20 protein-coding genes are annotated in these 19338 nt (G+C 52.0%); 5 read left to right on the top strand and 15 right to left on the bottom strand.

Annotated elements, in window-relative coordinates; translation table 11 throughout:
• Window positions 1-34: 34 nt before the first annotated feature.
• The 5 genes from AC55FS_RS01730 to AC55FS_RS01710 form a co-directional block, all read right to left on the bottom strand.
• Window positions 35-430, bottom strand: coding sequence for a MerR family transcriptional regulator (locus tag AC55FS_RS01730; protein ID WP_094059125.1), 396 nt, complete (start codon window positions 428-430; stop codon window positions 35-37).
• A gap of 176 nt (window positions 431-606) precedes the next feature.
• On the bottom strand, window positions 607-819 hold the full coding sequence (locus AC55FS_RS01725; protein WP_496934340.1) for a hypothetical protein: 213 nt from the start codon (window positions 817-819) through the stop codon (window positions 607-609).
• A 163-nt stretch (window positions 820-982) separates the two neighbouring features.
• The gene (locus AC55FS_RS01720; RefSeq protein WP_496934339.1) at window positions 983-1294 is read right to left on the bottom strand and encodes a hypothetical protein; all 312 of its coding nucleotides are present in this window, start codon (window positions 1292-1294) and stop codon (window positions 983-985) included.
• Between the two features lie 277 nt (window positions 1295-1571).
• Window positions 1572-1724: a hypothetical protein gene (locus AC55FS_RS01715; protein ID WP_496934338.1), complete on the bottom strand. Its 153-nt coding sequence runs from the start codon at window positions 1722-1724 to the stop codon at window positions 1572-1574.
• Complete coding sequence (locus AC55FS_RS01710) at window positions 1725-3422, bottom strand: DUF885 family protein (RefSeq protein WP_496934337.1); 1698 nt, start codon at window positions 3420-3422, stop codon at window positions 1725-1727. It lies immediately after the preceding gene.
• 456 nt (window positions 3423-3878) lie between these two features.
• Here AC55FS_RS01710 and AC55FS_RS01705 point away from each other — a divergent pair, with 456 nt between their 5' ends.
• Window positions 3879-4256, top strand: a complete 378-nt coding sequence (locus tag AC55FS_RS01705; RefSeq protein WP_496934336.1) for a hypothetical protein — start codon at window positions 3879-3881, stop codon at window positions 4254-4256.
• Between the two features lie 291 nt (window positions 4257-4547).
• Here AC55FS_RS01705 and AC55FS_RS01700 read toward each other — a convergent pair whose 3' ends face one another.
• The gene (locus tag AC55FS_RS01700) at window positions 4548-5033 is read right to left on the bottom strand and encodes a DUF2938 domain-containing protein (RefSeq protein ID WP_496934335.1); all 486 of its coding nucleotides are present in this window, start codon (window positions 5031-5033) and stop codon (window positions 4548-4550) included.
• Window positions 5034-5105: 72 nt separating this feature from the next.
• Here AC55FS_RS01700 and AC55FS_RS01695 point away from each other — a divergent pair, with 72 nt between their 5' ends.
• Window positions 5106-5501, top strand: a complete 396-nt coding sequence (locus AC55FS_RS01695; RefSeq protein ID WP_496934334.1) for a helix-turn-helix domain-containing protein — start codon at window positions 5106-5108, stop codon at window positions 5499-5501.
• 174 nt (window positions 5502-5675) lie between these two features.
• Here the strand turns inward: AC55FS_RS01695 and AC55FS_RS01690 are convergent, their stop codons facing one another.
• The 6 genes from AC55FS_RS01690 to AC55FS_RS01665 form a co-directional block, all read right to left on the bottom strand.
• Window positions 5676-5984: a transporter substrate-binding domain-containing protein gene (locus tag AC55FS_RS01690; protein WP_496934333.1), complete on the bottom strand. Its 309-nt coding sequence runs from the start codon at window positions 5982-5984 to the stop codon at window positions 5676-5678.
• Between the two features lie 113 nt (window positions 5985-6097).
• A complete protein-coding gene (locus AC55FS_RS01685; protein WP_496934332.1) occupies window positions 6098-6817 on the bottom strand; it encodes a substrate-binding periplasmic protein in 720 nt (239 codons plus the stop codon).
• Between the two features lie 134 nt (window positions 6818-6951).
• Window positions 6952-7833: an L-threonylcarbamoyladenylate synthase gene (locus tag AC55FS_RS01680; RefSeq protein WP_496934331.1), complete on the bottom strand. Its 882-nt coding sequence runs from the start codon at window positions 7831-7833 to the stop codon at window positions 6952-6954.
• Between the two features lie 84 nt (window positions 7834-7917).
• Window positions 7918-8697 (bottom strand): DUF6671 family protein, encoded by a 780-nt coding sequence (locus tag AC55FS_RS01675; RefSeq protein ID WP_496934330.1) that lies wholly within the window; start codon window positions 8695-8697, stop codon window positions 7918-7920.
• On the bottom strand, window positions 8697-11132 hold the full coding sequence (locus AC55FS_RS01670; protein WP_496934329.1) for a YbcC family protein: 2436 nt from the start codon (window positions 11130-11132) through the stop codon (window positions 8697-8699). Before AC55FS_RS01670 ends, AC55FS_RS01675 begins: the two co-directional genes overlap by 1 nt.
• Window positions 11133-11142: 10 nt before the next feature.
• Window positions 11143-12684 carry an NADH-quinone oxidoreductase subunit L gene (locus AC55FS_RS01665; protein WP_496934328.1) on the bottom strand — a complete coding sequence of 514 codons (1542 nt, stop codon included), beginning with the start codon at window positions 12682-12684 and terminating at the stop codon, window positions 11143-11145.
• A gap of 205 nt (window positions 12685-12889) precedes the next feature.
• On the opposite strand from AC55FS_RS01665, the gene AC55FS_RS01660 reads away from it, so the two are divergent.
• On the top strand, window positions 12890-13786 hold the full coding sequence (locus AC55FS_RS01660; protein WP_496934327.1) for a LysR family transcriptional regulator: 897 nt from the start codon (window positions 12890-12892) through the stop codon (window positions 13784-13786).
• 8 nt (window positions 13787-13794) lie between these two features.
• Here the strand turns inward: AC55FS_RS01660 and AC55FS_RS01655 are convergent, their stop codons facing one another.
• Genes AC55FS_RS01655 through AC55FS_RS01645 form a run of 3 tightly spaced genes read right to left on the bottom strand, consistent with a single transcriptional unit; the run spans window position 13795 to window position 15984 of the window.
• A complete protein-coding gene (locus AC55FS_RS01655; RefSeq protein WP_496934326.1) occupies window positions 13795-15384 on the bottom strand; it encodes a PepSY-associated TM helix domain-containing protein in 1590 nt (529 codons plus the stop codon).
• 5 nt (window positions 15385-15389) lie between these two features.
• The gene (locus AC55FS_RS01650; protein WP_496934325.1) at window positions 15390-15695 is read right to left on the bottom strand and encodes a hypothetical protein; all 306 of its coding nucleotides are present in this window, start codon (window positions 15693-15695) and stop codon (window positions 15390-15392) included.
• Complete coding sequence (locus AC55FS_RS01645) at window positions 15688-15984, bottom strand: hypothetical protein (RefSeq protein ID WP_496934324.1); 297 nt, start codon at window positions 15982-15984, stop codon at window positions 15688-15690. Before AC55FS_RS01645 ends, AC55FS_RS01650 begins: the two co-directional genes overlap by 8 nt.
• Before the next feature lie 184 nt (window positions 15985-16168).
• On the opposite strand from AC55FS_RS01645, the gene AC55FS_RS01640 reads away from it, so the two are divergent.
• Both AC55FS_RS01640 and AC55FS_RS01635 read left to right on the top strand, forming a co-directional pair.
• Window positions 16169-17128, top strand: coding sequence for a helix-turn-helix domain-containing protein (locus AC55FS_RS01640; protein ID WP_496934323.1), 960 nt, complete (start codon window positions 16169-16171; stop codon window positions 17126-17128).
• Between the two features lie 96 nt (window positions 17129-17224).
• A complete protein-coding gene (locus AC55FS_RS01635; RefSeq protein WP_496934322.1) occupies window positions 17225-19297 on the top strand; it encodes a TonB-dependent receptor in 2073 nt (690 codons plus the stop codon).
• Window positions 19298-19338 lie beyond the last annotated feature (41 nt).

The following is a 19338-nucleotide window of genomic DNA, read 5'->3' as shown; positions in this document are numbered from 1 at the left end:
ACCTCCTCAGGTGGTTGTAACAGTGATTAAGTTATTATTTTTGCAGTTGATGGGGCTCTAACGCCTGGCGAGCTTTTAGCTCGGCATCGTCTAGCTCTTCCATCATGCGTTGAATATCGTGCAGCTGTTGCTGCAATTGCTGGCGGCGGCGATCAATGGCCGACAGCAGTGACTCCAGCTGCGGCCGATTGGCCGAGGGGTCGTACATATCAATCAGCTCACGGCTTTCTGCCAACGACAGACCCAAGCGTTTGCCGCGCAAAATCAGCTTTAGCCGCACTCTATCCTGGGGCGAATAGATGCGAGTTTGCCCCTCGCGCTGGGGGCTCAGCAGCCCTTCCGCTTCGTAAAAGCGAATGGTGCGGGTGGTGATATCAAACTCGTCGGCCAGGTCGCGAATACTGTAATGGCTGCGTTCTTTCACGCTCATGGGTGCTCACTCTTCATTCTTACGTTTACGTTAACGTAAACCAAAAAGCGGCGACAATGGTGATGGCCCGAATAGCCCTATGGGGTGGCTAAGCACAGCCAACAAACGCCGTTAGCGATATTGAAAGGAATGGAGATGTACTGTGCCTTCGGTGCTCTGCGCGAGCGAGACGCTGGCTACAGCACCGCCGGCACAATGGAGAGCACTAGCAATGCGGCCATGCTGAGGTTGAAGGCTTTTTGCCGTTTAGGCGGCTGCAAGTAGCGCTTTAATAGCCGACCAAACACCAGCCACAACAGGCCGGTGGGAATGGCGGTGGCCAAAAACACGCCGGCAAACAACAGCGCCTGTTGCCAAGGAGCAGTGGGAACCTCTAAACAATTCTGCACAGCTCTGCGCGAGTGCAGCAGGCTTTCAGAACAAGGCGGCGATGGCAGGAAATGGCCAGTCCTTTTCAACATCGATAACGACGTTATGGAAGGCTGCCGCCCGCGCCCTACGGGGAGCGCCAGAGAACTCCAGCTCTGTGTCGCCGATTTTTGCTGTAGCTGGCTAGAGCGGCAAACCGGCTTCGTGATCTAAAGCCCTCTGGCGATCCAGAGCGGGCACCGAATTATTCAGAGGTTCCCTAACCGAGCCATACACAGCCACAGCACCGGTAACCATCATCCAGGATTTGCCGTTAATCCACTGCAGCAGCGCTGCCTTAGTAAAACCAATGGGCGCAGGTTTTTCTTGCTCCAACTGGCTCACCGGTGCCGTGGCCAGCAGCCAGGCCAAATAAGCGATATACGCCAGGCCCAGCCACTGTACCCAGTCGACCAAGCCTGTGCCCTGCAAACCGCTGCTGAGGACAAAGGCCACCAGCCACACCATGGCCGGAAAGAAAGGGAACCTCTAAACAATTCTGCACAGCTCTGCGCGAGTGCAGCAGGCTTTCAGTACAAGGCGGCGATGGCAGGAAATGGCTAGCCCTTTTCAACATCGATAACGACGTTATGGAAGGTTGCCGCCCGCGCCCTACGGGGAGCGCCAGAGAACTCCAGCTCTGTGTCGCCGATTTTTGCTGTAGCTGGCTAGAGCGGCAAACCGGCTTCGTGATCTAAAGCCCTCTGGCAATCCAGAGCGGGCACCGTATTATTCAGAGGCTCCCTAGTACAATGCCAGCAAACAACGGCAAGCTGTTGCGCACTCCGTAGTTAGCACCGGCGGCCATCAACAAGATGTTGTTAGGCCCCGGCGTGACCGCGGTAATAAAGGCAAACAGCAATAGAGGAGCCAGTGTCGTCAGCAATTACAGGTATCCATGGTGCTCAAATACCTTGCGCAAGCTGGCCACTGGCATGCAGCCCGACTTGAGATACACGTCGTGGAACTGGCGATCCAGCTCGTCGGATTCCAGCTGCTTTTTATTGACATCTATGATGTCTTGCTTTAGCTCCCACACCATACGATTACCAGTTAAATAGCTGAGCGGATAGCCTTGCTCACTGCTGTACCAGTTAAGCTCAGCCTGCACACGACCATCGGTAAAGCCGGTGGCGGTTTTAAGCAATTTGGCGGCATTTTCAAAAGGATCGTCACTGCTGAAGTCCAGATCCAGGCCGACCTGCAAGTAGTCTTTATTGCCGGTCATAAAGTACAAGTCGATACCGACACGAGCAACTAGGCGCAAAATTTCTCGCTTGGTGACAAAGCGCACCTCATCCACGATATCGTCACTGACGTAGCCAATATCGAGCATGTAATCTTCCAGCATGGTGGTCCAGCCTTCGGCATGCTCATTGGCAGAATAGATGCGGCGAATAAAGGACTCATGCAACGCCGCCGAGGCAAACTGCAAATGGTGACCCGGTGTACCTTCGTGCACCATCATCATGGGAATACCGAGCTGATTGTGCTCCGCCAATTGATCTTCTTTCAGTGTCAGATACACCATGCTGGTTTTTTTGCCTTCACGCAGCGCCAGCGGTGGCCACATTGCACCGGCTGGAATCACAGGCTCGAGGAAATCTGGCGTTTGCAAAATACGCATGCTTTGCTGCTCAGGCAGCGGGAACAAGGTATTTTGTTGAATAAAGTCTTCAATTTTCTGGCGGTGCTCATGATAATAGTCCAACACCGAATCTAAACGCTCGCCTTTAATTTCTGCGGCGAAATGATTATTTAAAAACTCATGCAAATCCGCTTGGCTGGTAGTGGCATCCAGGTCGTATTTTTTTACCAGTTTATCGGTCAACTCCGCCAACAGCTGCTGGGTTTCAGCCATAAACTCGCTGGCCATGGCTGCCAGTTGTGCTGGCGTTTTATCTATTTGGCGCAGCGCCAACAGCTCTTTGACCTTGTCTTCACCAATGGCAAAATCGTCAATGGTATCGCGGCTTTTCAGCTCGCTAAGGTAATCACCCAAAGCTGTATTACAGGCCTCAATTGCCGCTTTCAGCTCGGCCAACTTGCCATAGCCAATTTGCTCGGCCCAGTCGTAAATGGTGTCGAACAGCGATGGAATGCCTTCACCTTGCTCCAATTCGGTGGCGCACCAGCGAGTAATCGGCTGGGTAATCACCTGCAGCTCCGTGCTCAGGTAAGCTGGTGCCATTTGCAGGCGTGACAAGATATCATCCAAGCGTGGCTCTGGCTCACGCTCATCGTTAATAAACAGCTGGAAGATACCAGCACTGATACCATCCACACCGTTTGGCATGCGACGGCGCTGTGGCTCGCCATGTTGCTGCAAGTTATGAAAAAACAGATCCAGCTTGAGCGAGCGCTGCATCAGCTCAATATCCAACTGCTGCTCAAAACCGTCGGTTTCTACTTGCTGAAGCTGCACCAGCAGCGCTTCTGCTGCTTGCATATGCTGCTGCTCAGCTTCCAGGCTAGGGTCGCCCAAGCGATCAGAGTCTTCTAACACACCCAACGACAGTCGGGTATCTAAGTCGCTTAAAACGTGCTCACGGTAGGCTTGCTCGGCTTGACGAAAGGTCAGCATGGTTATTTTTCTCCAAATTCGAGGGCGCTGGGGTCGATAATCCAGCGCGATGGCGGCAGGCTAGAGCAAATTTACAACCGAGGGAAGAGCAGATATTGCAACACGACTTTCCAAATGTCATGTTGTACACCACAACCCTATAGCATGCGGCGATTATCTGTTCTCACAGCATGTCACCCTCTAAGGGTTCGAATATTGACTATGGGGCTAGGCTGATAATTAAGTATCGATTGAAAAGGCTGTTACTCTGTAACTTAATTGCAAATTGACATTAATGTAATCATCTAAAAATTAGCCTTATCGGCATCTATCTATCCGACTGACCATGACGCTTTACCAGCGACAGTTATGAATTGGTATTCTGATAGTTGACGCGCATCAAACCATAATCAATGACTTATAATTGGTATATTTTACAATTAGTCCATTAACCACATAGATAGTTCGGTTTTTACTATGTCAGAAACAACTTTTTTAAACATCGATCTGGATCTGGAGTCTCAGAATGATCTACAACCCTTGGTTGATGCATGGGGGGAGGAAATATTTGTATTAGGCCTGGATAACGATGATGGCATCTGGCGTGGATCTTTCGAAACCATGGAGGATGAAGCTGAGAAAATCATAGATAAATACTATCAGTTGGTCACTGGGCTTTCACCGGAGCTGAGAGAGCTGTGGAATAGAGCCAGTCAGCGTATATTTGATATTGGCTTTGAAGCAGGCAGTGACTTGCGAGTATTCCAATCACATCTATCAGCGCAAGCAATCGCGAAAATTTGCAGTATTAGTGGCAGTATTACTATGACCATCTATTCAAATAACGAAGAGTAGCCACTTATTATCGTTTTTGGCCCAGAGCCATCTAGGGCCGATCAGGCTGTTATAAACAGAAAATCCGTCTATTAAGTCGTACAAAAGGATGTTTAACAAATTTAAAATAGGATGATCAACACAGAATGATGGATTTTAGCCCTTAGGCGATGGGTTGGAGCCCGCTTTTACCTAAGTTTATCGAACGGGGTAAACGGTGCTCCTCATACCTTGCGCAAGAAAAACGGACCTCAGGCAGCAAAAATCTAAATAATGTTAATAGGCCCTAGGCTGACTCCGATTTCATTTGGCTTACTGAGATAAGGCCGCAACAATCAGACCAGCAAGATATAAGCCCACACCAAATAGCCCATGATTAACCAAACTCCCCCATCTGGCCTTGGCCGGATTAGGTGTACGACTGGCTGCTACGCCGGCGCCAAAGGCAGGTTGCATAATAAAAAATGGAAAGATGACTGTGGCTAAGCCGACAGCCAATGCCGGCGCCAGGCTAGGTTCCGATAGCCAGCCCATACCTTGCCAAAGCACCAGCCCTGCCGCAAAGACTATTCCTACCAGGTAATGCAAGCACCAGCCAATAAGGCCTTCTGCCGGCATCTTGTCAGCCTGTTGAATAGATCTGTGGGTAAAAACACCCTTGCTCATATGGCCCACCCAGCGCCCAAAGCTGGCGTAATCTGGCACGTTTGAGCCCAACAGCCTCTGTCGCAGCCAGTTTATTAGATCGGTCCACAGGGTTGCACCTATACCAACTGCGATAATGATCCAAATGCTCATCTTTTTTACTCCTATTCGCCATTTCAGTGCTATCTTGCAACTTGAAGTCAGCTTTAAGTCAAGGAGTAGAGAGTGGATATTTCTTCGGTTGCCAAAAAATCCGGAATTGCCGCTTCGACGTTGCGATATTATGAAAAGAAGGGACTAATTCAATCGGTCGCAAGACACGGGCTTAAACGAGTATTTCCAACCAATATCATGCAGCAACTGGCATTAATCTCCTTGGGACAGTCTGCTGGCTTTTCCTTGGATGAAATCCGCCAGATGTTAGGACCAAACGGTCAGCCTGAAATTGATCGGGAAAAGCTCCGACAAAAAGCGAAAGAAATAGACGATACGATCGCTCGGCTAAGCTCAATGAGAGATGGGCTTCTTCATGCTGCCGAATGCAAAGCAACAACTCATCTGCAGTGTCCTAAATTTATTAAAATACTAGAAAAATCACTCGATGTACGAAGAGTCAAATAGTTTTCTACCCAGTAGAAAACTATTTATTTATATGATTAAAATATGTCAAAAGTATTACTCTAATTGTGAAATATTGCACACATCAAAAAACTGCTCAAAAACCACTCAAATCGGTCATAATTTAAACAAAAAAGGCTGCAAAAACATCGCAGTGCAAATTTTGACCAATCAGTATCAGTTCAAATATTGACCAATTATGCTCTGCAAACGGCCATCTGACTTCATTGACTGCAGAGACTGATTAAAACTCTCAACAAACGCTTGAGAAATAGATTGCCGGCTCATCATAAAATAGATGTTGTCCGAATAAATGGGGCTGTATTTTTCGACTTTATCGCTTAAACCCAGCTCTTTTAGTCCAGCGGCAGCAGAAAATGGGTCGGCCAATATGCCATCGAGTCGATTGGCCGCGAGTTTTTTATAGTTAGTAGCGTCATCAGCCGCACTTTGCAGGTTATCAGCAAATTCCGCTGTGTTTTCCACAGCTTAGAAGCTTTGTTGTGAGAGGCACGCATATGTCATAAAAATCACAATTGGCTGTTTATTCCAACTGGATTGGAAGTGACAGTAATAGATAGGCGAAAAGCACGAATAGATTACAGCGAATAATGATCAATAATGTTTTGCAATCGGCCGTCCGACTGCATTGCATGCAGTGACTGGTTAAAGGCTTCAACAAAGCGACTTGATAGCGACTTCCGACTCATTAAAAAATAGTAGTTATCGGAACTAACAATCAGATGCTGCTCTATTTTATTCGATACATTGAGTGATCTAGCGATGGCTTTAGCGGCATAAAAATCGAGTAATGTGCCGTCGATACGGTGACTGACCAGCATTTTGATATTGGTGATTGCATCGTTTGCCGGTATTAAATTGGCTGCAAACTCCGGCGCTTCGGCCAATGTTAAAAACATGTCGCCATAGTGTGAGCCACGCACAATACCCAACTTAAACTCTGTTTTTGTGAGGTCTTTTAAGCTGCTAAGACCGGCATACAATGCCGACTTATCGGCCGCAACAAATAACACCAGGGCGTCACTGCGGTAGGGAAGGGAATAAAAGCCATATTGCTCACGCTCAGGCGTACGTAATACGCCTGACGCCATATCAACCAAGCCTTGTTCAATATCTAGCAACAAGCGTTTCCAAGGCGTTTCGACAAATGTTATCGGGCAACCCATATCGGCCAGTACGGCTTTGGCGATATCTAGGTCGAGGCCGGTGTATTCACCGTTTGCTTTCAGCGAATAGGGCGGCCAGGATTCCCAGCCAAACACCACCTCATCTCTTGGACAAGCAGACCACACAGTCATGCTGAACAACAGCAGGCATGCAACTCTAAGCATTTGCAGCTCGCCCCCTCATCAAATGAATAGGCGCCTTCAGGTCTTCTGAGGGTAGCTCACATAAGGGCTACTACGATAACAGCCACTACCGTGAAGATGTGTTAACTGGCCCTAGCCGCGCGCCGCAACCTATCATGAATGGCCAGCCACTCAGGCTGTTGCGGTGGTGTTAATAGCCACAGCTCGTCAAAGCCGCGTTGATCCATTTCATACAAAGCGCCATACAGCTCACGGCCGTAGCCCACGGCATCCGCCGGCAGTAACCGAGCGCTGGTGGGAGCGAACGCCTGCAGCCATTTAGCATCATGCGCCAACAGGCCAATGCCGTTTTCTGCTTGTGCATCGGCATCGACCAGGCGCAATGGTGTATGTGGCTGATAGTGAGCCCTTACATTGCCGGGTACTACTGCTGTGTGCTGCTGTGGCAGCTCGACCTCATAACCCAACACCTGTTCGATTTGCGCCTTGCTAATCGGGCCTGCACGCAAAATACGCACCTGTGGGCCGCAGACATCAACAATGGTCGACTCCAGGCCCCATTCACACGGGCCACCATCCAACACCGCTTCGATGCGGCCATCAAGGCCGGCCAGCACTTGCTCAGCCGACGTCGGGCTTAATGATTTATACGGGTTAGCCGACGGCGCCGCCAAGCCACCACCAAAGGCTTGCAGCAAGGTCGACAGCAGCGGATGGCTGGGCACCCGCAGCCCCACCGTCGGCAAGCCGCCGGTCACTTCGCTGGGCACATGCTCGGCTTTTGGCAGTAATAGGGTGAGAGGGCCTGGCCAAAATGCCTGCGCCAAGGTGTGCGCTGACGGCGGAATATCCCGAGCCCAATCACTGAGCTGTTCCACATGGCCAATATGCACAATAAGGGGATGATTGGCTGGGCGCTGCTTAGCGCTAAAAATGCCGTTAACCGCCTGGGCGTTACTGGCATCGGCGGCCAGTCCATAAACGGTTTCAGTGGGCACGGCCACGCGTCCACCAGCCCTTAAAATGGCCAGCGCTTGCTGTACTGTCGATAGCCGTAACGTTGTTATGGATGCGGTGATTTTGCACATTCAGGGATTACACAAAAGACAAAAATAGGGGTCGGCGAAGGTTTCGCAGGCTTTGTTCGATTCATGCTGACAACGACTGCAGTGCCATCGCTGCAACTTGATCTGTTGAGTTGGCGCAGAGCATACCTCACACGGCAAACCAGGTGTTTGCGCCACCACAGCATAGCCCGGATAGTCACAACTCGGACACGGGTTTTGCAGCTGCTGTGCCAGGGCTTCAGCGGCTTGGCGAATGCGACAGCGACGTTCCGGGCTGTGCAGGGCTCTAAGGTCTGGCTCAAGGGTGATGGGCCAGCTTATACACAGGTTTTCGATATCGGCGGCATGATACAGGCCCTTGTGGATAACGTCAGGCTGCCTAAGTATCCAACCCTGCTGGGGATACGCTTGCAAACTCTGCTGCAGCTGCTCGTTATTACTCGCGCTAATGGCTTTGACCGCCACCGGGCCTTCGGCCTTGGCCAGCAAATGGCTGTCATGGCGACGATCATACAGCACCAGCAATTCGGTATTCCAATGGATGCCGGCAGGCCCAAGACCAAAACTGCCTTCACTGCCTAGCCCCCAATCGCTATCGGCCAGCTCACAGGCTAAGCGGGCCTTGTGTGTGGCACACTCCAGCGGGCTAAGCAGGCGTTCCACCTCACCGGCAAAGGTGCCTAGCTGGTCGGTATTGAACTGATCATATTCACTCAGCTCAATACCAAGCGGTGCCAGCGCCGGAGCAATGCAATCACGCTTTTGATGCTGGCTGAGCAAGACAATTGTATCTGGGCCCATCAGGCCGCTCCCTGCTGGTGGTGCTGCAAAGACTCAACGGCTTGCCACTGGCCCTGATAATAACGCTCGATGCCACTGCCATCGGTTAAGCGAAATAAGTACAGCCAGTCGTTATCCACCAGCTGGCGAACAGAGTCATGGCGCTCGATGATCGCTGCCATGGCGTCGCGTGGTGCATCGATATACACACTGATGCGCAGTGGCTGGTGCATCCACTGCTTGCCATCGTGTAACGACTGCTTCGATAAGCCGATGCGCAAATCACCACCATTGCCTTCAAATACGCCCAAATGGCCACCGACCACATTGTGCAGCACCTTATTGCCACTGCCGTATTTGAGATTGTCGGTCACCGAGGCGTTGTACTGCATATTGATCCAGTGGGTTACCACCATAGGCGCCGTCATAATCAGCTCCAGTACGCCATAGCCATAATCCTTGTGCCAGTCATAGTCATGCAAAAACACTCTGCCGCCTAAGCTCAAGGCCCGTGTGCGAGCCCTGGGGGCAACGATAAAGGCGGCGTTATTGGCCAGCCCCCACTCCGGGCGAACTTCCGACCAATCGCTGGCACGGCGGCGCAGGTGGTTATCTAACTCGCTGTCATCGGGCAGCAAGCCTAGCGCTTTAGCGCGCTCGCGCTGGGCCTGCTTTCGTGCAGCCTGAAGCCAAGCCGCCAGCTCGCTATCGGCACTGACACCGAATAATTCGATGTCATCTGTGGTGGTGTTATGCAGCGCAGCAACAAACTCCACGTCATCGGCGATGGCATGTCCGCGCTGGCGCAGCGCTAAACGCAGGGAGGGATCGTTTAATAAGCGCGCCAATACCCGCACATTGATTTCTCCCGTTTGACCACCACAAGCACCGCAATCCAGGCCGGCGGCATGGGGGTTGTTACGGCTATGGCTGCCATGGCCAACCAATAGTACCGTCGGCGCAAAGTGCGTTAGTCCCATGGCGGTTAAAATGCCATGGGCCAGATCAGCCTTCTCCTGCAGCGTCAGTGGGCGCTCACCTTGGCTTAATAACCAGGGTCCATTGCCAGGTTCCAGCGCATTCAATGGATGAGAATCCCCAGGCGTGGGCCAGAAGCTGTTTTTCAGCAATTTAAATAGCGACCACCAACCCGCGCTTTCTACCATGCTAAAAGACGAGCTGGCGCTATTACCCCATTGTTGAAAACGCAGCGCTCCCAGCTGTGTTTGCTGGCGGCGTTCAGCCAACGCCTGTCCATCAGGGCCAGCTTCGCTAACACGGATAGCAGCGCGCAGCAGCCCGGGTAATTGCGGCCGCACGCTATGACCTCCAGCCGGTGCGTATTCCAGTGGCAGGCCAAAGAAGCCAGCAAAGCCCAAGGTTTCGATGCCATCATTTTGCGCTTCTAGGGCTCGGCGCATGACTTCGGAGCGCACATCAATACAAAAAGCCGCTTGCACGGCTGGCCGCTCAGTACGCGCTGTTGCCTGCCACGACTGCGGCTGTTGCAATTGCTGCTGTAACCCTTGCTGATAAGCGAGTTCGCTGGCACGTTGCCATACCCACAGTGGCGCTTGCGCTTGGCGGTGTTGCTGCAATAAGGAAGGCAGCAAGCTCAGTTGCTGGCGCCATTGATGCAGCCACTGGCGTGCTTGCTGTGGCCGCTGCACATGGTGGTAGCGCCATAACACCAGCTCCCAGGCCAGGCGAATGGCCAACAGTTGTGGTAGCTCGTCTCGCTGCTCGCCATCTAGCCGCGCTTGCCAGCGCTCATAAGCCAGCCAGGAGGCCCAGCCATTAATGTCGAGCAGCAGCGCATGGCCGTAGTCAGTCATCACTTCGCTGCTGACGCCAAGCTCCGTGAAGGCCTCAAGCAATAACTCTTCATGATGCTGTGGCAGCGCTTTAAACGCCGTCATTAACCCTGAGCTGGCCATTAAGATGGCGATGCCGCGATCTTTGACGGTGACATCCAGCCAGTCGCGATAGAGGCTGTCGGTCGCTGGTACCACGCCGTCATGCTGATAACGAGCGGCACAAAACTGACTGATCTGATGGCTGATTTCATCGCGCCAAGCCACCTCGTGAGCATGGTCACGGCTGGCATCAAGCCAGTCACTGATATTGTGCCAGTGGCTCAGTTGCGCCGGCTGCTGCAACGCAGCGACCAAGCTGTGCTGATCGCCTTGATAATTCAACTCAGCACCGGCCTGGCTCAGCTGCGTTGCACTGATGGCACTGCGCTGCCATAAACGAGCGTAATGTTGTGCTGGCATCAGCACCTTGGCACCGGCCAGGGCATCGAGCTTAGCGGCCACGTCCGCTATCGGCTGATCACGCATTTCCCACCAAGGGTTGACGGCAATCAACTGATCCAGCGGCCAAGTGGGAGCAATGCGTTGCCCGGCTTGCTCAACTGCATGTAATAGCTGTTGTAACTGGACATCCTGGCTCATGGCAGACTCCTTAGTGGTCGGTCGCAGACTGAGTTAAATGCTGACGCTTGGCGTTGGCCCGCTGTGGCACCCGTGTTGGCCAAAGGCGCAAGGTGGTGCGGGTAAACCATTCATCCAAATAAAAGCCTGCGTACAAATACAGGTTCATGCGTTGAGCGGCGTTGCTATCGCTGTGACTGAGCCAGCTGCGCAGAGCAAACAAGGCACACACCAGCACAGCCACCCAGATATCGTTCCAGCCAGATACCGCCATCTGATAATCCGGCAATAACGCCGCGCTGCTGAGTTTGAGCAGGCTATAAACCGCTAATAACACCATGGCCAGCAAGCTCCAGCGCATTAGGCTGACGTCATCACGGCGAGCCAATAACACAGTGAATGCCAGCGCCAGCAACAACCACGGGCTATAGGGGCCGGTCGGCGTCAGTAGGGCACAGGCACTGGCCACCAGAGGCCAGCTAATAACCGCCGCTAACAGCCATGAGGCTTTGCCAGCCGTGCGTGCCGGCAGCCACTGCTGCTGCAAATATTGCTGCACCGCAGAACCTGCATTGAGAAAGGCATAAGCCTTGTACAGCGAGTGGGCAACCAGGTGTAACAATGCCAGCTCAAACAGCCCTAAGGCGCATTCCACAAGCATCAAGCCCATTTGTGCACTGGTCGACCAGGCTAGGCGGACTTTAATGCTAATCCGCGTTGCCATAATCAAGGCCGCCAATACCGTGCTGATGCCCGCGACAACCAGCAGCAGCCATTGCGCTGGCTGAGACAGCAATAACAAGGGCGCAAAACTGATCAGCAGAAAGCCACCGAGGTTAATCACACCGGCATGCAGTAATGCCGATACCGGTGTCGGTGCTTCCACCACTTGCATCAGCCAGCCATGCACTGGCAATTGGGCGCATTTGATCAATGCCGTAGCGGCAATCAACAACATGGCGGCTTGTTCGTTTGCCGTAAGCACAGGAGCAGAGCCATAGGCGGCGACTATGTCAGATAAATAGGCGCTGCCATGCACCTGATAGAGCAACACAAAAGCCGCCAGTAAGCAGCATTCTGCCAGCCGTGCCAGCAAGAATTTTTTGTGCGCGCCAAGGGCCGCGCGCGGACGTTCGGGGTAAAACATCAGCAGATTATGCAGCGCCCAACTGATCGCCACCCAGCCAAGCCATAACAGGGCCAAGTGGTTGCTGATGATCACTAAGGTGACTGCAGCCAAAGTGAGCTGCAGCCATTGAGCGTAGCGCCACGCATTAGCCTCGCCATCCATAAAGCGTTGGGAATAACGCATGATCACCAGCGCCAGCAAACTGATCAGTGCCAACATCACTAGGGTCAGTGGCTGCAGTTGCAGTAACGGCAGAGGTTGCAGTTGGCCTGCTGCATAGGCCAGCGCCAATACGCCGGTTAGCACTAACGCTGCCAACGGCAGCTGTAGAGATAAATGGCAGCGGTCACGCTGACCGCGGCTTTGTCCTGCCCCCATCACAAACAATACCGGGATCGCCAGTAGCAGCAGGGTGTTGAGGGTATCTGTCAGCGCCCAGTTCATGGTGCCTCCTGCCAAATAATGGTCATTTTTTGAACCCTGTCAGTATCTGCAACGGCTTGATTTCAGTAAAATAGATATATCTTTAGAAACCGTTCTGTATTTGAGAACGATGTTGCTGCACCTAGCCTGCTAGCAGCCATAGAGTCCGCCCTCGGGGCCGTTGAGATGGCTTGATCCGCACAGCAAGGGCTTGCGAGGAATTGTTATGAGTCGTCTGAATTACCATCACTTATATTACTTCTGGCAAGTAGCGTGCAGCGGCAATCTGACCCGCACCGCTCAGCAATTGCACGTGTCGCAGTCGGCGCTGTCAGCACAGATTCGACAGCTTGAGCAAAGCATGGAGGTACAGTTATTTGAGCGCAGCGGACGGCAGCTGGTGCTGACGTCAGCCGGTAAGCGAGTGCTTACTTATGCAGAGGATATTTTCCGTAAAGGTGAAGAGTTAGAGTCCTTACTCCGACACGGTGTCGAGCCTGAATATCAGCAGCTGCGCATTGGCATGCTGTCGACCATGTCGCGTAACTTTATTGAGAACTTTATTTCGCCCTTGCTGCACGATCGGCGGGTGCGCTTTAGCCTGCATGCTCGCGGCATGAGTAACTTGCTCGACGGTTTGGCGCGCCATCAGTTTGATCTGGTGCTGACCAATACCCAAGTGCCTGTTAGTGGCGATCAGCAATGGCAAAGCCAGCGCTTATCACATCAGCCACTGGCCATCGTTGGTCCGCCTGACTTCCAGCCAGAGGGGGAGTTTCCCAACGGCTATCAACATATGCGCTGGGTGTTGCCCACCGCACAAACCGAGCTACGCGCGGCCTTCGATGGCTTTTGCAGCCTGTATCAGTTTGAGCCCGATGTATTGGCCGAAGCAGACGACATGGCCATGCTGCGACTGTTAGCCCGTGACAGCGGCGCCTTGGCGCTGCTGCCAGAGGTGGTGGTGCGCGACGAAATGGCCAGCGGCACCTTGGTCAGCTATATGACCTTGCCCAATGTGCACGAAAACTTTTACGCCATTACGGTTAAGCGCCAATTTGTACCGCCGGTATTAACGCAGCTGCTGAATCAACAGTCGTTAAAGACAGGCAGTACCAGCTAGTTCATCAGTTAACTGCCAGCCGGTGCCGGCTTTTGCCAGCGATAAGCAAAGCGGTTAGCGCGAAGGGTATTATTGGCCGACAGCCATAACATGGCAGCAAAAGCCAAGGCCAAAATCTCCAACAACCAAGCGGAAAGGCTTGATGTTATTGGCAGGGTATTGTCTGGCAATAATCCAGCACACCAGGATACCAGCGCAATGGCAGCATAGGCGGCGGCGCAACATCGTTTTAGTTCAACGACGCTGCTGGCGGCGTCTCGAAAAAACGCCCAGATGACACAGCTGATAAATACCAAATAATAACTGCCAATATACACCGCATTAATATTGCTGCCTTCGCTGCCAGGCACTAACGGCCATAGACGACCGACCACCATAGCGCTGGCAATGCCCGCCATACAGCCATAACTGACGCCTAGAGTGAGGGCCGTCATATTATTTAATACGTTGGCCGGAGCGTTTTTTTGCTGGCGCCGTTTTTCCAGCCACAGCAGGTTGCCACTATAAAATAAATAGGCGCCGCCTAAGCCCAATATAAAATACATCCAGCGAGTCCAGTCGCCGCCATAACTGCCAAAGTGCAATGAAAAAAAGCTACTGACAATTCGACCCCAAATGCCTTCGTCGCCTTTAGGGTTGGTGCTGTAGGTCACCTTAAGGGTAAATGGATGCAACATCAGTATGTCACCCACCGGGTTGATCATCATACGATCGTTATTAACCAACTCCAGTCGGGCCGAAGCCCGTGGGCTACCTAAGCCAGACAAACGAATCGTATGCAGTTGATAGCCCGGCATTTGCTGCTCGGCGGTGGCAATAAAAGCAGACAGCGGCGGTAATTGCTCAAGATCATAAATCTGTTTATCTGGCGCTGCGCGTTCAAACAACGGCTGACCGTCGTAAACTGCCTCAAGGCCAGCATAAAACTGATCATGGAAGGCAAAGACCACCACGCTAAAAGCAATAATGATATGAAATGGCAAGCTCACCACACCTACAAGATTATGAGTGTCGAGCAAAAATCGAAAACGCCCTTTATTGTGTCTTAACGCCAAAAAGCTTCGTGCTATGGTCGGCAATAAAAAAATCAGCCCAGACACCAGAGCCAAAAAATAGGCGATAGACGCGACTCCCATCACGTACACGCCCAGCTGCTCATGGCCGACTTCACCGGCGATGCCGGCGCTGCGGTGCAACTCATCAATGAGCTTGGCTAAATGATTACTGGGCGCCTGGTAGCTGTGTACTTCACCGTCTTCCATATTGGCGTAGTGCAATACGGCATCGACGCCCAACTCAGGCCGCCCGGCTTGCCAGCTCAACGCTGGCCCCTGGCCGTGCACATTGATAGTGAGACTATCAATACTGTCTTTATGTTGATGGATGGTGTCATGTAGCAGCTTATCCAATGCATCAACATCCTTGGCATCACCGGCATTAAGCTGATGCACGCCTGCATCTGCCCACTGCTGAATCTCAGTCTGAAACATGGTCAAGGCACCAGCAAAAAAGCAGATAAACAACAGTAGCCCGGTGCTAATGCCAGTCCAGCTATGGATGGCTTGGTAGGTTCGAACAATATCACTGCGAATTTTCATGCCTTTTATCCCATCACGCGCAGGGCAATAAAGAGCCCCCAACAAATACCATTAGCCAACCCCAGTACCTTGGCGGCGCTCTGTGCACTGGTGAATAAGTAGCTGGCGCTAAAGACGCTTAGCCAGATGGGCGTCACCATCCACATGTTGAATTGTGCCTTGGCACCTTGATGCAAGCCGCCTGGCCCATGCCAGGCAAATAGGGTCACTAATCCGAATGCCAGTAGCAGTCCGCCAACTAGGCCGATGGCTGTTTTGCTCCACCACTGGGGTTGTATGCGCTGAGCGTTGGAAGTTCGTGCGTTAGTCATGGGGCACACTCCGATCATCCGTTAGCTGGCAATAACAACGTTTAGCCAGGTACAGCAGCGCTGGTAACAAAAATGCCTGCACCATCAGCTGAGCGCACCAATACACGGCGCTGCTGGTGCCCTGGCTTATGGCGGCGACAAAGAGCAGCACTAGCAGCACCAGGCTTGCTTTAAGCCAGCTGTGCGGCAGTGGTGTTGCCAGTAAGACCTGATTGCGATGGCTGAGATACAGCATCAATAGGGCCGCAGTGCTGGCAAGGGTGAGTAGCAAATGAGTGTTGTAGAGCATGATAAACCCGGCTTGAGTGTTCCAAGGGTGAGACGTTGTTAAAGCACCTCTTCAGCTGTTTATGATAATGATTTGCACTAGCACTTATGTATGGTAAAAGTGCACCCTACCTACGGTCAGATAACATATTTGCCGACAGCCCAAAGCAGGCGGGCGAGCGCAAAAGACACGTTAGAGGCAGTCAGTGGCAGAGAAGCAACGCTTACGAATAATCGATAATCCGCTACCGGATTCCAGCGGTCAGCTGCGCTTTTTGCGGCTGCGCCCTGGCTTCGACCTTAAATACGAAGATCTTTCTATTCACAAGAGCCAGAAGCTAAGCATGGCCTTTGAAATCGGTATCCGCATGGTGTTTGCCTTTCATGGTGCCACCTATATTCGCATCGGCCACCAGGAGATTTGCTTTGATAGCAAATCGCAGTTTTCGGCAGCGTTATTTCCGGTACTAGAAAACTCTTTGGGATATAAAAAGTTTGATGCGGTTGAAAATAAAAAAGAGCTGGTGGTTTTTTTAAGTATCGCTTGGCTGGAGCAATCCCTTTGTGCTGACGATCTGGCTGAATTTAATGGGTTAATTTCCGAGAATTTAAGACCGTTTTATTTTGGCACTACGCCTATGCTGCAACAACAGCTATCACAGCTATGCTGCGCTGAGTTCTATGAACTAAAACCACTGCAGCAAGAAGCCGCATGCTTAACTCTGGTTCATGAAGTGATTCAGCTGGTTTTGCCCAAACGCCAGCAGGATGCTAACGAACGATTCAACCAGATCGCCGATAAAATTGACCTGATTTTATCGATGGAAAATAGCCATAAGTTATCGATAAAACAAATCGCTCACCAATGCCATAGCAATGCCACCTCTATACAGAGAATCTTTAAAAAACGCCATGGAATTACCTTGGGTAATTACCGCCGAAAATTACAGCTGCAACGCGGCCATTCAGCCTTGCTGTCTGGCGCTTCAGTATTGGATGCCGCGCAATTTGCCGGTTATAGCCATTTGCAAAGCTTTAGTGATGCCTTTCGTGCTGAATTTGGCTGCTTGCCTAGCGCCATTAAACGCGGATGCAAAGCTAAGCCTGTGATCCAGCCATCCGCTCAACATTCACCACAGAAATCGGGTCCGCAACTAAGCCAGTAACGATAATGCCTCTCATTTGAGTTAAATCACCTCTGTGCTACCGTCGCCGCCTTCTTTTCGAAGCAGACTGTTTGACTTCAGAATATGAGAGGCGACATGAACCATCCGAATAAGGCTGCAAAAGCCACTAAGGCCAACAAACCCTATGCATTGGCGTTGCTCCCCACGGCGATTGCCACAGCACTGTTACCAACCCCGCTGCTGGCGCAACAGCCGACGTTGGAAGTCGTTACCGTGGTGGGAGAAAAGACTGAGCGTTCAATTCAGGACACCACCTCTTCTGTGTCTGTGATTGGCGAACAAGAACTCAACAGCTTGAAGCACATAAGTATCAGCAGTGCCGTGGCTGAAGTGCCTAATGTGGTGGTGGCCTCTGGCTCTAAGCCCAATATTCGTGGTGTGTCGGGCAATGGTTCAGCCACTGGCTTTAACTCCTTTACCGGTGGTGCCAAGGCGCGTGTTTCCCGCCTGGTCGATGGCGTGGCCGAGCCCTTTGTTGCCGATATGACAGGCGATACCGGACTGTGGGATATCGAGCAAATCGAAGTTTTCCGTGGACCGCAATCCACCAATAACGGCCGCAGTAGCATAGGCGGCAGTATTTATATCAAAACCAAAGATCCCAGCTTTGATTGGCAAGCCAAGGCGCGCTTGGGCGCCAGGAATCAAGATCAGCTGATCGATACGTCGGTGATGGCCACAGGCCCGCTACTGGCCGACACCCTGGCATTTCGCTTTACCGCCCAGAGGCTAGACGGCGATACCTACAACAAGGGCACGGAGCACCCAACACACCAGGCCGACTTCGATCTAAATGAGCTAAAAACGCAAAAACTGCGCGGCAAGTTGCTGTGGAAACCCGGTGCCCGTGAAGATATGTCGCTGTTGCTCAGCCACAGCCGTGCGCAAGAACAAGGCGATGCCGGACGCGAATACTTTGGCGGCGATGATCCTTGGGATTTTATTCCCGTGACCCAGCGCTATATGGATACTCAAGCCGACACCACCAGCCTGAAATTCGATTATCAATTAAATGCACAGCTGTCGTTTGAACTGCTGGCGGCCACCACAGATTATCAATGGGGTTTTGACAGCTATGAAGTCGACCCTGCCGAGCAAAGCCGCGTTCGCTTACAAGAAGACGACAACAGTATTGATGCCAAGGTCAGATTTGAGCTGCCGCACAGCCGGGTAAAAGGCTTTGTCGGGGTGGCTTATTCCGATCGTCAGCAAGACTTTGAAAACCGTGGTGGCAGCTATGAATACGACGGTGATGACCAATCATCGTCGAGCGCCTTTTACAGCGAAGTTGAAACAGGTCTGAGCACTAATCTGAGTCTGACCCTTGGCTTACGCGGCGCCAAAGAAGAGCAGCAGCGTACCTTTAATGCACAGCAGCAAAGTGCCAAACTGGATCGCGATAAAACCCTGTATTTGCCCAAGCTAGTGCTGAAATACCAATTGAATGAGGATGCCACCCTGGCTGCCAGCAGCCGTAAGGGCTACAACCAAGGCGGTGGTGCGCTCGATTCCCGCAGCAATGAATATTATTATTTTGACGAAGAATCGGTGTACGCCCACGAGCTGAGTCTTCGCTCCAACTGGCTGGACAATACCCTGGGCCTAAATGCCAACCTGTTTTACAACCGTTATCACGGCTACCAGGCCTCCAACAGCCAGCGCCGCATCATCAATGTGGATAACGCCCACACCTACGGCCTGGAAATGGAAGTGAATGCCCTAGTGGGCAGCGACTTAGAGCTACGTTCAGGCCTTGGCTTATTGGAAACAAAAATCCTCGATGGCGGCAGCGATTACAGCGAAGCCGACGATAACCGCTTGGACTCAGCGCCCGGCTTTACCGCCAATATCGGCAGCCGTTATTGGCTCAGCCATGCTGTAAGCCTGGACCTGTCTGCCAGGTACGTGAGTGAATACTTTGGCGATATTCAAAATACCGAAGAACGCCAGGCCGGCGACTATTGGCTGGCTAACCTGCAACTGGCCTATGAACAAGGTGATTGGTTATTGCATGCCTTTGTGAATAACCTTACCGACGAGCACGCACGCACCCTCAACGACCCAGGCTCAACACGCCGTGGCACAGAGCCCTATGCCTCTATTGTTGATCCACGTACGATAGGTGCATCGGTGACCTATACCTTCTAACGGCGCATCAGAACAGCTTCATTGAGCCACCAGCGTTTTAT

The organism is Bacterioplanes sp. CLAM21 (assembly GCF_059641015.1).
This window is presented reverse-complemented; position numbering and strand designations above follow the sequence as displayed.